At 66.2% G+C, this 13,469-nt stretch carries 12 protein-coding genes and 1 pseudogene; 7 read left to right on the top strand and 6 right to left on the bottom strand.

Annotated features, from left to right (window positions below; translation table 11 throughout):
* The first annotated feature begins 50 nt into the window (after positions 1-50).
* The 4 genes from P8R42_28045 (at position 51) to P8R42_28030 (ending at position 3,532) form a co-directional block, all read left to right on the top strand.
* On the top strand, positions 51-1,031 hold the full coding sequence (locus P8R42_28045; GenBank protein ID MDG2308448.1) for a serine hydrolase: 981 nt from the start codon (positions 51-53) through the stop codon (positions 1,029-1,031).
* A gap of 33 nt (positions 1,032-1,064) precedes the next feature.
* Positions 1,065-2,453, top strand: coding sequence for an MFS transporter (locus P8R42_28040; GenBank protein ID MDG2308447.1), 1,389 nt, complete (start codon positions 1,065-1,067; stop codon positions 2,451-2,453).
* A gap of 69 nt (positions 2,454-2,522) precedes the next feature.
* The gene (locus P8R42_28035; GenBank protein MDG2308446.1) at positions 2,523-3,251 is read left to right on the top strand and encodes a pyridoxine 5'-phosphate synthase; all 729 of its coding nucleotides are present in this window, start codon (positions 2,523-2,525) and stop codon (positions 3,249-3,251) included.
* Between the two features lie 32 nt (positions 3,252-3,283).
* Positions 3,284-3,532 (top strand): hypothetical protein, encoded by a 249-nt coding sequence (locus P8R42_28030; protein ID MDG2308445.1) that lies wholly within the window; start codon positions 3,284-3,286, stop codon positions 3,530-3,532.
* Between the two features lie 6 nt (positions 3,533-3,538).
* Here the strand turns inward: P8R42_28030 and P8R42_28025 are convergent, their stop codons facing one another.
* Genes P8R42_28025 through P8R42_28015 form a run of 3 tightly spaced genes read right to left on the bottom strand, consistent with a single transcriptional unit; the run spans position 3,539 to position 6,373 of the window.
* On the bottom strand, positions 3,539-5,077 hold the full coding sequence (locus tag P8R42_28025; GenBank protein ID MDG2308444.1) for a carboxylesterase/lipase family protein: 1,539 nt from the start codon (positions 5,075-5,077) through the stop codon (positions 3,539-3,541).
* A gap of 38 nt (positions 5,078-5,115) precedes the next feature.
* Entirely contained in the window at positions 5,116-5,892 is a 777-nt protein-coding gene (locus tag P8R42_28020) for a TSUP family transporter (protein MDG2308443.1), read from the bottom strand.
* 13 nt (positions 5,893-5,905) lie between these two features.
* A complete protein-coding gene (locus tag P8R42_28015) occupies positions 5,906-6,373 on the bottom strand; it encodes a nitroreductase family deazaflavin-dependent oxidoreductase (GenBank protein ID MDG2308442.1) in 468 nt (155 codons plus the stop codon).
* An 87-nt stretch (positions 6,374-6,460) separates the two neighbouring features.
* Between P8R42_28015 and rimO the strand changes: the two are divergent.
* Positions 6,461-7,783, top strand: a pseudogene (gene rimO, locus P8R42_28010) (30S ribosomal protein S12 methylthiotransferase RimO).
* Positions 7,784-7,829: 46 nt separating this feature from the next.
* Here rimO and P8R42_28005 read toward each other — a convergent pair.
* Complete coding sequence (locus P8R42_28005; protein MDG2308441.1) at positions 7,830-9,776, bottom strand: hypothetical protein; 1,947 nt, start codon at positions 9,774-9,776, stop codon at positions 7,830-7,832.
* A 177-nt stretch (positions 9,777-9,953) separates the two neighbouring features.
* Here P8R42_28005 and P8R42_28000 point away from each other — a divergent pair, with 177 nt between their 5' ends.
* Positions 9,954-11,024 (top strand): cytochrome c peroxidase, encoded by a 1,071-nt coding sequence (locus P8R42_28000; protein MDG2308440.1) that lies wholly within the window; start codon positions 9,954-9,956, stop codon positions 11,022-11,024.
* 7 nt (positions 11,025-11,031) lie between these two features.
* On the opposite strand, the gene P8R42_27995 is transcribed toward P8R42_28000, so the two are convergent.
* Together P8R42_27995 and P8R42_27990 are read right to left on the bottom strand one after the other, a co-directional pair.
* Complete coding sequence (locus P8R42_27995; GenBank protein ID MDG2308439.1) at positions 11,032-11,817, bottom strand: zinc-dependent peptidase; 786 nt, start codon at positions 11,815-11,817, stop codon at positions 11,032-11,034.
* Between the two features lie 44 nt (positions 11,818-11,861).
* Complete coding sequence (locus P8R42_27990) at positions 11,862-12,104, bottom strand: hypothetical protein (protein ID MDG2308438.1); 243 nt, start codon at positions 12,102-12,104, stop codon at positions 11,862-11,864.
* 508 nt (positions 12,105-12,612) lie between these two features.
* On the opposite strand from P8R42_27990, the gene P8R42_27985 reads away from it, so the two are divergent.
* Complete coding sequence (locus tag P8R42_27985; protein MDG2308437.1) at positions 12,613-13,443, top strand: SAM-dependent chlorinase/fluorinase; 831 nt, start codon at positions 12,613-12,615, stop codon at positions 13,441-13,443.
* The last annotated feature ends 26 nt before the right edge of the window (positions 13,444-13,469 follow it).

The raw sequence follows: 13,469 nt of genomic DNA, 5'->3' as shown, positions 1-13,469 counted from the left end.
TTCCGGCGAAAACTACGGACGTGGGAAGGCGACCGTGCAGTCCGCGTGCCGTGCGATCGCTCGCGGGGCTCCTGATCCTGACGGCCGTCTCGGCCGGCGCCGCCGAAAACCAGGCGTGGCTCGAGTCGATCCGGCCCGAGGCGACCCTCCAGGCCGACCTGGATCGCGCCATCGACCGTCTCGTGGCGGCGGATTCGTCCCTATCTGAGGCCAGCCTCCGCGTCGCTGTGATCGACCTCGACGCCCAGGGCGGGCCGCGTATCGCGCACCGACACGGAAATACCCCTGTCTATCCAGCCAGCGTCGTGAAGTTCGTCTACCTCATGGCCGCCTACGCCTGGGTGGACCAGGGGCGGCTCGAGATCGATCCCGACTTCGACCGTGCCCTGCGCGGAATGATCTACGCGAGCAGCAACAAGGCGACGCAGACCGTCGTGCGCCGCCTGACCGACACGAAAGCCGGTCCGGCGTTGAGTCCGGAGGCGTACCGCGAGTTCCGCGACAAGCGGCTCTCGGTGAACCGGTGGCTCGCGGAGATCGGCATCGACGACCTGCACTGCATGCACCCGACGTACGACGGCGGGGGCGATCTCCACGGGCGCGACCGCCAACTCCTGACCGACTCCAGCATCGAAGGCGGCCTGCCCTCCGGCTCCGGTGAATTCTCGAACCGCCAGGCAATGACCGCAGTCGAGACCGCGAAGCTCCTGGGGCTCCTCGCAACCAATCGCGCGCTCTCTGTGGGGAGTTCCGCCGAGGTCCGTCGCCGGATGGACCGGGATCCGGCTAAGCAGCGCTATCTCGCGCACCGAATCGCGGGCGGCGCGAAGCGCTGTGCGGAATCGATGACCGTCGAATCGAAGACCGGAACGTTCGGGCGCATCATCGCCGACGCCGGCATCGTACGGGAGCGCGCCGGCAAGGAACTGGTGGTCGTCGTCTTCATCGACTCGAGCCCCCGGTACCGCGGATCGTTCATCGCCGATCTGAGCGAGGCGATGACGGAGTCGGTTCTCGGCTGCGCGGAGTGAGCAATCCGGCGTCTCCGGATGTAGGGAATCCTGGTGGCTGCGGCGGGAGAGGTGTGGGACCGCGCCCATCGTGGCCTCACGATCGGGTTGCTCTCGACCGTGGCGTTCACCGCTTTCGAGGCACTGGCCGTCGCGACCGTCCTCCCGACGACCGTCGATGAGATTGGCGGGCTCGCGCTTTACGGATGGGCCTTCAGTGCGTTCATGCTGTCGAGCCTGATCGGCATCACGGCCGGCGGATCTCTCGCCGATCGTCGCGGCCCCGCCCTTCCCTTCCTCGCCGGCGCGGCCGTGTTCGTCGGCGGCCTGATCGGCGCGGGCGCCTCGCCCACGATGCCCCTTCTCGTCGCCGCGCGTTTCGTGCAGGGACTCGGGTCCGGCGCGATCGGCTCGGTCAGCTACGTCGCCGTGGGTCGAGGCTACTCTCCGGAAGCGCGGCCCCGCATGATCGCATTGCTTTCGAGTGCGTGGGTCATCCCCGGACTGGTCGGCCCCGCCCTCGCCGGTCTCGTGACCGACGTGTTCGGATGGCGTTGGGTGTTCTTCGGGCTCGCACCCGCCACCGCCGTCGGAGCGGCGATTGCCGCACCGGCGATGCAGCGCCTCGCCAGGGGCGCAGACACGACGGCGGAGCCCGTCGCAACGGGCGAGCACCGAACGCGAGATGCGTTCCTTCTGACTCTGGGCGCCGGGCTCCTCATGGGCGGCCTCGAAGGAAGCAACGGAGCGGCAGCCGCCGCACTGGCCCTCGGCGGTCTTCTCCTCGGCGTCCCCGCCGCTCGGCGGCTCCTCCCTCCCGGCACTCTGCTCGCAAGAACCGATCTCGGCGCCGCCGTCGCCCTGATCGGCCTGACCGGATTCGCATTCTTCGGCGCGGAAGCGTTTCTGCCACTCGCGATCAGCGGCGTACGCGACCAGCCCGCGACGATCGCGGGCCTGCCCCTGACGATCGGTACTTTGACGTGGACCGCCGGCGCCTGGATCCAGGCTCGAGAGACGGATCGACGCAGCCGCCGCAGCCTCGTGGTCCTCGGATTCCTCTTGATCGGCGCCGGTGTGGCCGGAACCAGCGCGATCCTCGTACCAAGCATTCCCCTGTGGGCGGCCGGGCTCGCCTGGGGAGTAACCGCTCTGGGCATGGGCATCACCTATTCCACGCTGGCTCTCGTGATCCTCGAATGCGCGCGCGAAGGAGAAGAGGGCCGCGCCTCCGCCGCGCTACAGCTCTCATACACGCTCTGCATCGCACTCGGCACTGGTGTCGGCGGGGGCATCGTCGCGCTCGCCACACGTCTCGGACGCGACTTGTCGACGGGAATCGCGCTGGTCAACGTGGTGATGGTCGTGGTGGTCCTCGTCGCGATTTTGGGCACGGGCCGGATTCCAAAAACGCGCGAGGAGGCTCAGCAGGTCGCTTCCTAGCCGCGCGGAGCGCCGGGAACGCGCTTCGAAAGTTGCAACGCGCGCCGAACTCCGTGTACCTCTCGAAGCGTGGTTCGACTGAGCGTCAACGTGAACAAGGTCGCGACGCTCCGCAATTCGCGAGGCGGCAGCGTCCCGGACATCCTCGAGGCGGTTCGCACGTGCCTGACCGCCGGCGCACGGGGGATCACCGTCCACCCGCGTGCCGACGAGCGCCACGTAACGCCGACCGACGTTCGCGAGATCGCGGCTCTTCTCGCCCCGAGGCGCGACGAAATTGAGTACAATCTCGAAGGTGACCCGCGGCCCGACTTCCTGGAACTCGCGCACGAAGTGAAGCCCCACCAGGTCACGCTCGTCCCCGTGAAGCCCGGCGAGGTCACGAGCGAGGCGGGCTGGCCCGCCGACACCGCGCTTCACGATGTCGTGGCCGACCTCAAGGCCGCCGGAATGCGCGTGAGTCTCTTTGTCGACCCGACCCCCCAAGCCATCGCCTGGGCAAAGGACGCCGGTGGAGATCGGGTAGAACTCTTCACGGAGCCGCACGCGCACGCTGCGGCCGAGAGTAGCGACGCCGGCGGACGGAGCTTCGCACGCTACGTCGAGTCCGCGCAGCGCGCCCATGAACTGGGGCTCGGCGTGAACGCCGGGCACGATCTCGACCTGGAGAACCTCGTGTTGTTCCGCAACTTGCCGCACCTCGACGAGGTCTCGATCGGCCACGCCCTCATGAGCCGTGCTCTGTTCGTCGGGCTCGAGAAAGTCGTGCGCGAGTACCTCGATGTCCTTCGGGTTTGAGCCGATTCCCAAACTGCACGTAGGAGATTCCCATGACGAAACGAGCCTTCGTTCCCGCCGAACGGAGCGTCGTCCTCCTCGCATTCGCGTTCGTTGTCTGGAGCGGGCCCGCGGCCAACGCGGGGGTCATCCGTCAGCTGAAGGTGAACCGAGCCGCGATCCTCACCGAAGGTAGAGCCGAGGCGATCGAGTCGAATCCTCCCGGCAAACCGCTGACGATTTCGGGAGCGATGCGCTGGGCCGTGACGCCTCCGCTGTTGTTCGTCAGCACCGCCGAGTAGGCGAGCTCAGCCGTCGAGGAGGGGGCCGAAGAACCGAACCGCCGGCGCGTGCACATCTTCGCGAACCCCACACCCCGGCGCGAGAATCATCGTGCGGGGATTCTCGGTCGTGAAGGACTCCCACGCCGGCAGGTTGTCGGCTGCCGGCCGGCCGTCGCGAGCGAAGGACAGCCAAGACTGCTGCATCCGATTCGACAGGCTGCGCGCGTCCACCGTCGCGCCGAGGACTGCGCGCAGGAAGCCGCCGCGAAGAGTACCGAACACGAACGGAATCTCGAGTGCGTGGAAGGATCCGGTGTACGCCCCGACCATCGGCGGCACCCAGTCGAATCGGTACGTATAGGCCGGTGCGCCGGACGCCGCGCACCGCTCGGCCAACATCGCGGCCGGCGCGTGAAACACCCGATCGGATTGGAATGCACACCATCGCTGGAGCGGCGTGCCCAGCGCGGGCCCGTACCGCGCCACCGCCTTCAACGCGAGCCGCTCGTCGTTCGACCCGACGACCGCTTCCAGCGTACGGCGAACCCGGCGCTCGAAGGCCGGTTCGTCGAGCGTGCGAAGGCGTGGATCCCCCATCAAGAACAGCCGCCACTCATCCTTGTTCGTTCCGATGAGCGTCGGCACAGGCCGGACCCGCCCGGACGCGATTGCGGTGTAGGGCGACTCCGGGACCAGCGTACCGTCGACACTCGGCTGCCACGGCAGGACTCCGAGCATCACTCCGAGGCGATCCGCGATCGCACCCTGCGCCGCGAGGAGCGCTGCGACGGGCGCGCTCTGCACCGCCTCCGGGGTCGCGCCGTTCGCGCCGAGCTCCTCGAGGAAGAGCCGGGAGACTTCGGCAGCCTTCGCCTCCGTTGACACATTGTGCGCTGCGCCGCTCTGAAGAATCGCGCGCTCGAAGAGACCCTGCGCCGCCGGAATGCCGAGGAGCGTCCCGACGCTCATGCCCCCCGCCGACTCGCCGAAGACGGTAACCCGCTCGGGATCACCACCGAACGCGCCGATGTGATCGCGTACCCACTCCAGCGCGGCAATCTGATCGTGCAACCCGACGTTCGGCACGATGCCGTTGTCCTTCCCGAACGACCCATCCGCGTTCAGAAAGCCGACGGCGCCGAGCCGGTAGTTGATCGTCACGACGACCACGTCGCCACGCCGAGCGAGCCGTGAGCCGGAGTACAGCTCGTTCCCACCGGAGCCGAGCGTGAACGCGCCCCCGTGGATCCAGACGAGAACGGGTCGGCGGCCGGCGTCTGCCGCGGGCGTCCACACGTTTAGACAGAGACAGTCTTCGCTCTGGACGGTCGCACCGCCGAGGAAGCGACGAACCACCACCGACATCGCGTCGTTCTGGGGCGCGACGGCCCCGAATGCGGTCGCCTTTCGGACCCCGGTCCATGATTCGGGCTTCTGGGGTGCCCGGAACCGAAGGGGTCCGATCGGTGGCGCCGCGAAGGGGACGCCTCTGAACTCGAGGCAGTGCCCGAGATCGGTGCCCTCGATCTTCCCCGAAGGAGTCGTGACTAAAGGACCCGACATACCCACTCTCCAACGGACCGGGCGGCCCAAAACAACCCTCAGACGATCCCGACGGCGATCGCGAGCCCAAGTACGGCGAGCAACACCCCCACCAGGAGGTGGATCGATTGCATTTCGACCTTCGGCAGGAGCCGGCGCCCGACCCAGCTTCCCGCAAACGCGCTCACCGTCGCGCCTACGACGAGCGACGTCTGCCCCGCGACCTCGCCGAAGCGCGGCCCACCCGAGAGCGCCGCGTAGGTCGAGAGGCGGGCCAGATCGACGAGAATCGCGCACAGAATCCCCGTGCCGAGGAACGCTTCCTTGCTCATTCCGAGCCGAATCAGAAAGGCGGTGCGCATCGCTCCCTGGTGGCCCGACAACCCTCCAAGAAATCCCGAGAGAGCGCCGCCAGCCGGCATCCAGCGCACCTCGAATCCCATCGAACGACTGACCGGATGCAACTCGAACGCGGAGAACCCGACGACGAGAAGTCCGATCACGATCCCCACCGGCGTGATCGCGCACGTACGGCTGCCGAGCTGCCACGTAGTGAGGGGCTCGGCACCGGCGAGAGCATCGAGCAGATACGCTCCGACGACAGCGGCGAGAAGGGCGGGCACCCCGAACCGGAGCACGACACCCATGTTCGCAAATCGGCCGAGCAGGGCCCCCTTGAAGAGGTTGTTCGCGAGATGGACGAGGGCCGTCGCGACGACGGCCGTCTCGATCGGAAAGAAGATCGCGAACACCGGCAGGAGCAGCGAGCCCAAGCCGAAGCCCGAGAACAGGGTCAGGCCGGCCGAAAGAAAGGCCGCAACGCAGACGATCAGCATTCGACCCGGCCGCTCACGAGGGCGACAACACCATCACCGGAATATTGCGCGTCGTCCGTGCCTGGTAGTCCGCGTAGTCCGGATAGACCTCCACGAGCTTCGGCCAGTACGCCGCCTTCTCGTCGTCCGAAGCGCGACGCGCCTTCATCGGCGTGACCGTCGTACCCATCTCGACTTCCACATCCGAGTTCGCCTCCATGTTGAGGTACCACTGCGGATGGTGCTCCATGCCGCCCTTCGACGCGACCAGGATCACATCCTCCCCGTCTTGCAGGAAGATCAACGCGACGGTTCTCTTCTGCCCGGACTTCCGACCCGTCGTGCTGATCAGGCACACGGGCGCGCCCCGCATGAACTTGTTCCCGAGCTTCCCGCCAGTCGCCCGGTAGACCCAGGTGTTGGCCGCGGTCATCCACCGGATGAACACGCTTGCGACTTTTTCTTGGCTTGCCGAGATGGGCTGCGGTTTCGATTCTGCCATGGCGTCCTCCCTACCGCCGCTTAGCCCAGGCCAGGCACACGATCCACTGCTCTCGTGGCGGGCGCCCCACCCAACGGGTAATAAAACGTGGTGACTCGCAGGATCCATTTCATCTCGCTCGGTTGCGCCAAGAACCGGGTCGACACCGAGATCATGCTCGGGGTGAGCGATTCCTCGGGCTTCGAAGTCGTCGAAGATCCCTCCGCCGCGGAAGTGATCGTCGTCAACACATGCGGCTTCATTGGACCCGCCAAGGAGGAGTCCGTCGAGACCATCCTCGAGATGGCCCGCTACAAGGACGAAGGCGCCTGCGAGCGACTCGTGGTGTCGGGCTGCCTCTCGCAGCGGTATGTCGGGCAGCTCGCGGGCGACATGCCCGAGGTCGATCATTTCCTCGGCTCCAGCGACATGCTGCGCCTTCGCGAAATCCTCGACGACAAGGGCGAGCGACTCATGGTCGGAAACCCGGCCAACTACACGATCCGCGCCACCGACCCGCGCCGTCTCACGCAGAGCGGCCACAGCGCCTACGTGAAGATCGCCGAAGGCTGCAATCGAACGTGCAGCTTCTGCGCAATTCCCGGCATCCGCGGCAAGCAGCGCTCACGGCCCGTCGACGACGTCGTCGCCGAGGTCCGGTCGCTTGTCGCGCAGGGGGTCGTCGAAGCGAACCTCGTTAGCCAGGACACGATCGCGTACGGCCGCGATCGCGCCGAGCGCCCGACCCTCGCCGAACTCGTGAACGCGGTCGCCGCGGTCGACGGACTGCGCTGGCTGCGCCTGCACTACCTCTATCCCGAAACGCTCACTCCCGAGTTGATCGAAGCGCTCCGATCGAACCCCAACGTGCTCCCGTACATCGACATGCCACTTCAGCACGCGAGCGATTCGATGTTGAAGCGGATGCGGCGCGGGCACGGCGGCCGCCGGGTCTACGATGTGATCGAGCGCCTGCGCGAAGCCCTCCCCGACATGGTCTTCCGCACCACCTTCATCGTGGGTCACCCCGGCGAGACCGAACAGGACTTCGAAGAGCTGTGCGACCTCGTCCGGTGGGCCGAGTTCGATCACGTCGGCGTCTTCCTCTACTCGCACGAGGAAGACACCCACTCCGGAGAGATGGACGACCTCGTCGATGAAGAAGTCGCCAAGGCCCGCCAGCGGAAACTGATGACGCTGCAGCGGACGATCAGCCGAAAACGCGCGCACGCTCTGATCGGTCGGGAACTCGACGTCCTCGTCGACGGCCAGAGCGACGAGAGCGAGTTCCTGCTCGACGGGCGCTGGTGGGGCCAGGCGCCCGAAGTCGACGGCAAGATCGTGCTGGCAAACGGCACGGCGCACCCCGGAGAGGTGCGCCGCGCTATCGTCACCCAGGCGGCCGACTACGACCTGGTCGCGGACCTCCTGGCCCCCGACGGCACGCGCGACGCACCGCCGTCGTAGTCCACCGTCTTCACCGCACTTCCGCCGTCACACAGAGCTCGGATTCCGGCTTCGTGTCGAGCTGAAGCGTCCCGAAGTCGTCGGTGACGTGTATTAGGCTCTGAACCTTGTCGTGCTTGGGCTCGCCGGTGAGGCGGCCGATCCTGTAGCAGAGAAGATGTGCCGCGGAGTTCGTCACTCCTGCACCGACAACGTCGACGGGCGTGCAGAGACGGTACGGCCGCTTTACGCTGTAGAGCCGCTCCTCGAAGGGATCCTCCACGCGGACCTGGACGCCCGTGGGAAAATCGCTGCCCTGGGCCGTCCCGACTCGGTAGCACTTGCGCGAGTCGGCCTTGCCGCTCGGCAGCGCAGCCGCCGCGGATCCGATCCCTAGGCTCGCCGGGACGATCATGTGATCGACCTTCACAGTGTCGAGCGTGAGAGTGCCGAAGCGGTCCGTCGCGACGATGCCCTTGATCGACACATGGGCCGGCTGTGACGGCGCCTTCTTCGTCACGTACCCGACGCCGAAGACGTTCGTGTCGGCGTAGCCCTCCCCATCCACGTCTCCGGGCACACAGAGTTTCGAGACCTTCTTCACGTCGAAAAGCCCAGTCTCGATCGAATCCGACAGGGCCACGTCCTCGACCGACTCGAAGCCGGCCGTCTTCCGCGTGATCTTCGCGCCGTAACAGAGAAACGCGCCGCCACAGGCCTCTGGTTGGACGGGGCCGCTCTCGCACACGCCGGCCTTGCAGGAATCACCCACAGTGCAGACGTCCCCATCCTGGCAGGACGAATCATTCGATTCCCGACCGCACGCGGCGGAGCAACAGTCGCCGTCCAACGTGTTGCCGTCGTCGCACTCCTCCCCCGCTTCGACAACACCGTTTCCGCAGAACTCGCCGAGCTGATGAACGATCGACTCGACGATCCTGCCTTCGGTGCCGCACCCGTCGTAGACGGTGAACTCGATGTCATTCGAACCGATTTCGAGCGGAACCGACGCGATCCAGTCCGACCCACCCTCCGCCGTCATCCAACCCCAGTCGCCCGTCGTGAGATTCTGCCATCGCGCGGTCGAGCCGACGGCCGCGCCGCCCTGCGAGATCCGGAGATCCGCCGGGCTGCTCTCATAGAGGGCCTGCGGAGCGACGAGTGCCACTGTTGGTGCCTCGAGGCCCGAGCCCCAGAGCAGGAGCCGCGGGGCGTGATCGAAGCGGGCCCCGCCCCCCGGCAGGGGCTCGTTGACCGCCATGAACTCCGCGCCGTTCCGGGTGTAGAACTTGACCGAGCCGGACTGGCCGGACTCATCCGCCACCTTCAGGAGCCAGCTCGTCTCGCTCGACGTATCGACGACGCCGCTGGTCACGTCCCACGAGAGAGTCTCTTGCTCATCACTCGCGAAGAACGCCGTCGTGCCCGGCAGCTCGTAGCAGGGAATGCCTCCTCCGCAGTTGTCCGCACCGTCCCACCGATCCAACCCGGAGCATTGATCGCTAGTCGCATCGGAAACGTCCGCATCGACGCGACAGTCCCACGTCATGCCTGCGCCCGTTCCACTAAACGTGCCGAGTTTCTCGCCGCCGTGGCTGAACTCGTTGAAGGACTGATTGCCCTCCACCCACGGCACCGTCATCTGGTGGGCCGAGAACGTGCTCCCGCTGATCGTAGGCAGCCCCTCGTAGATCGAGACTTCGAGACCGGCACACTCGAGATCCGGTGTAGCTGCGGCGTGACAAGAGAGATCGAACCCGATCATGCCGCGAACGTGCGACGACCGCTTGAGCCAAATCAATCCGGCGGCGCCATCGTTCGCGCTCGAATGGGCCTGCATGATTCGCGAGTCACGGACGGGCCGGAGTACGACCGGCGTACCCGACTGGCTCTCGCACACGGCCCAAGCGGCCGGCGGGGTGAGCGCAAACGAACAGAGAACGGCGGCGCAAACCGCATTCCGCATCAACGACTGCATCGGTGCCTTCCTTTCGAGACGCGCTTTTGGTGCGGAGGATTCGGGGGAGACGAGACCAGCGCGCGTTCAGGGTTGGGGTGAGAACGTGGAATCGACAGCATCACCGATAGACACGAGCCGTGCATCCACGTTTCTCGTACCCATGTGCAGACGAAGAGGCCGTGCTATCTGCGCACCATGAATGCCCTCGTACTGATAGCTGCCATCGTCGCGACGACCTTCACCGCGAACTCCGCGGTTGCCGAAGACGCCAAACCCAAACGCGAGATCGTGAAGTCGGGAGACTACGAGTTGGTTCTACCTCTCGGCCTGCAGGCGGACTCCGCGTACATCCCTGAAGACAACCCGCTCAGCGCGGAGAAGGTCTCGCTCGGCAAGCTGCTCTTCTTCGACAAGCGGCTGTCCAAAGACGGCAACATCTCGTGCGCGTCCTGCCACAACCCGTTTCACGGGTTCGCCGATACGGATCCGACGTCCTCCGGGGTCGGGTTCCTGACCGGCCTGCGCAACAGCCCCACTTCGATAAACCGCCTGTTCTCCGCCGAGCAGTTTTGGGACGGACGCGCGAAGGATCTCGAAGAGCAATCCCACGGCCCGCTCACGAACCCGGTCGAGATGGCGATGGCGTCCCACGACGACGTGGTGAAGGAGGTGGCGCGACTTCAGGGCTACGCGCCCCTGTTCGAGAAGGCGTTCGGGAAGGGCGAGATCACGATGCCCCGGATCGCGCAGGCGATCGCGTCCTACGAGCGTACGGTTCTGGCCGGCAACGCCCCGTACGACCGCTACCGCGCGGGGAACAAGGGCGCGATGAGCGCGGAGCAGGTGAAGGGGCTCGAGCTCTTCGAGGGCAAGGCCGACTGCGCAACCTGCCACGTCTCGTTCAACTTCAGTGACGAGATGTACCACAACTTGGGCGTCGGCTGGGACGCCAAGGGAAAGAAGTTCGCCGACCCGGGCCGCTTCGACATGACCGAAAAGGACGCTGACAAGGGCAAGTTCAAGACCCCCACCCTACGCAACGTGACCGACACCGCGCCCTACATGCACGACGGCTCGGAAGCGACGCTGCGCGACGTAATGGTGCTCTACAATCGCGGCGGGAACGCCAACCCCGGCCTCGACGCGAAGATGAAGGCGCTCAATCTGAGCGACACCGAAATCGACGCCCTCGTCGCCTTCATGTTCGCGCTCACCGGCCCCGTGACGAACGCCGAGCCACCGGCGCCGGGAAGCCTTCCGAAGTAGGCCGGACTCAGCGCGAGTCTTCGAAGCTCAGCGGGTCCTGCTTGTAGAACATCTTGAGCTCCTCGTAGAGCTCAGGATGCTTCTTGTGAAGAGAACGGGGGCGTTCGAAGAACGACTCCGTGATGACGGCGAAGAACTCCGCCGCGTTCGTCGCACCGTACTTGTCGATGTCGGTGCGCTTCCCACGCTCGGCGGCGCGCTGTAGTTCCGCGAACTCGTCCCCGAGAACGCGAGCCCACGTGACGTACTGGGACCGCTGGTCGAGAATCGGAGCGCCGTCCGAAGCGCCGTCCTCCTGGTCGAGTTGGTGGGCGAACTCGTGCAGCACGACGTTGTGCCCGTCGGCCGCATCGGCAGCGCCAGAACGGACGTCGTCCCAGGAGAGCACGACACAGCCTCGGACCCAGGACTCACCGAGGCGGGCCGAGGTGCCCTCGATCACGATGCCTCCGGGCAGGATCTCCTTGGCCTTGGCCACGTACGCGTGGGGATAGACGAGGATGGTGGACAGATCGGGGTAGTAGTGCGGGTCGTCCTGATGAAGCAAAAGGACACATGCCTGGGCGGCGATGGTGATGCGTATCTCGTCCGTCATCTCGAGATCGCCGCAGCCCTCGAACGTCTTCTCGGCGAGAAAGACGTTCATGTGTTGGAGCAGCTCCGTCTGGTCCTCCGCCGAGAGGCGGTGGAACATCTCGAAATTCTGCTCGACGACCGGCCGCCACTCCTCGGGAAACGGCTCGTTGCGGAGCCGGCGGCGGCGACGATTGCGAAAGAAGTCGAACAGACCCATTCCGTCAGTCTTAGCCGGAACGCGCCGTCAGTGGGAGTCGCGCCTCAGAAGAGGTTGGCGGTGCCGGATTCTGGCGGCGACTCCGCCCCCAGCACCAGGGCGTTCCAGAGGAACTCCCATTGGCCGCAGGAGGCGTAGGCGTCCAGATCCTGCCGATCGTTCCCAAAAGGGACCGCCGGGTTCTCCCAGACCTCAAAGGGCTCGCCCTCGATGATCACCCTGCAGGTCTCGCCGGATTGGAAGTCCGCGGTGGAGTGTTCGTCGACGCTGGTGTTCAGGTTCATCATCGGAATCTCCTCTCGGAACGCGCGCGGCCGGGAACCGAGGTTCCCTTGTCGAACCACCTGTCGCGGAAAGATCCGCTCAGCCGGACGCGACCGGAATTCACGAGAGACGTCACCCGCTCCACCACCTCAGCCTCAGTTCGCGCATCGCGCGAAACCTCGCAGACCAGATCCAGTAGCGTAGTGTTGCGGTTCATGACGTTCGCCTCTCTCGTCTCCTCTGTGACGCAATCCCTATGCCACTCATTCGATGATGGGGCCGCAGGGATAGATCCTTGAGGAGTGCGCATTTTCCGGTCTCGGGGCTTGGCCACACGCGGCAATATATTGTCGACCGCGCGACACACTGACGCCCCAAAACGACACCCTCTTACAGATTTTCGCTGCACTGCGTCAGAATTGAATCGGCCCGTCTCACAGGGTGAATCGCCACACTTCCGGAGTCGAATTCCGACATCCGTGTTGGGCTCCCTGGCTTGCCAGAACCCCCGACAGCACCGATCCTGCTGCCATGTCTGCCGACAGTCGCTTCACGCCGAACGGAATCGTGACACTCACGACCGACTTCGGGACGAGCGACGGCTACGTCGGCGCGATGAAGGGCGTCCTCCTCTCTCACGCGGCCGGACTCACCGTCCTCGACGTCGCCCACGAGATCGGACCACAGAACGTGGCCCATGGCGCGGCCGTCCTACGGACGGCGTGCCCCTGGTTTCCGACCGGAACCGTCCACGTGGCCGTGGTCGATCCGGGGGTCGGCACCGAGCGATCTGCGCTCGTGCTCCTCGCGGGCGGGCACATCTTCGTCGGCCCCGACAACGGGCTGCTCACCCTCGCCGCGGACGCGCTCGGAGGCGCGACTGAAGCCCGCAGAATCGATCCCACCGGAGCGCTCGCGTCGGTGTTGCCCGAGTCGATGTCGGCGACCTTCCACGGACGCGACGTCTTTGCGCCGACCGGGGCTGCCCTGGCTTCGGGGCACCTCCCGTCGACAGAGGTCGGCCCGGTCCACGAGCCGGTCCGCCTCTCCCAACCCGCGCCCACGCCGGAGGCGGGCGGGTTCGAAGGCTCGGTGACCCACGTGGATCGGTTCGGCAACGCCGTTACCAACATCTCCGCCACCCACCTCCCCGGATTTCCAAAGGCCGCCTACCAGGCATCGGCGGGCGGCGAGGCCGTCGATCTCGTGGCGACGTATGCCGCCGTCACTTCGGGTGCCGTCTGCGCGCTCGTGGGGAGCGATGGCTTCGTCGAGATCGCCGTCCGAGACGGGAGCGCGGCCGACCAGCTGGGCCTCGGGTCCGGCAGCTCCATCCGCGTGCTTCCCGCGTCGCGCGCATGAGCCACCCGACGAACTCCCAGCCGGTT

The organism is Candidatus Binatia bacterium, from assembly GCA_029243485.1.
Lineage (GTDB): Bacteria > Desulfobacterota > Binatia > UBA12015 > UBA12015 > VGTG01.
Note: the sequence above shows the minus strand (reverse complement) of the source record. Positions and strands in the feature narration are given on the sequence as shown.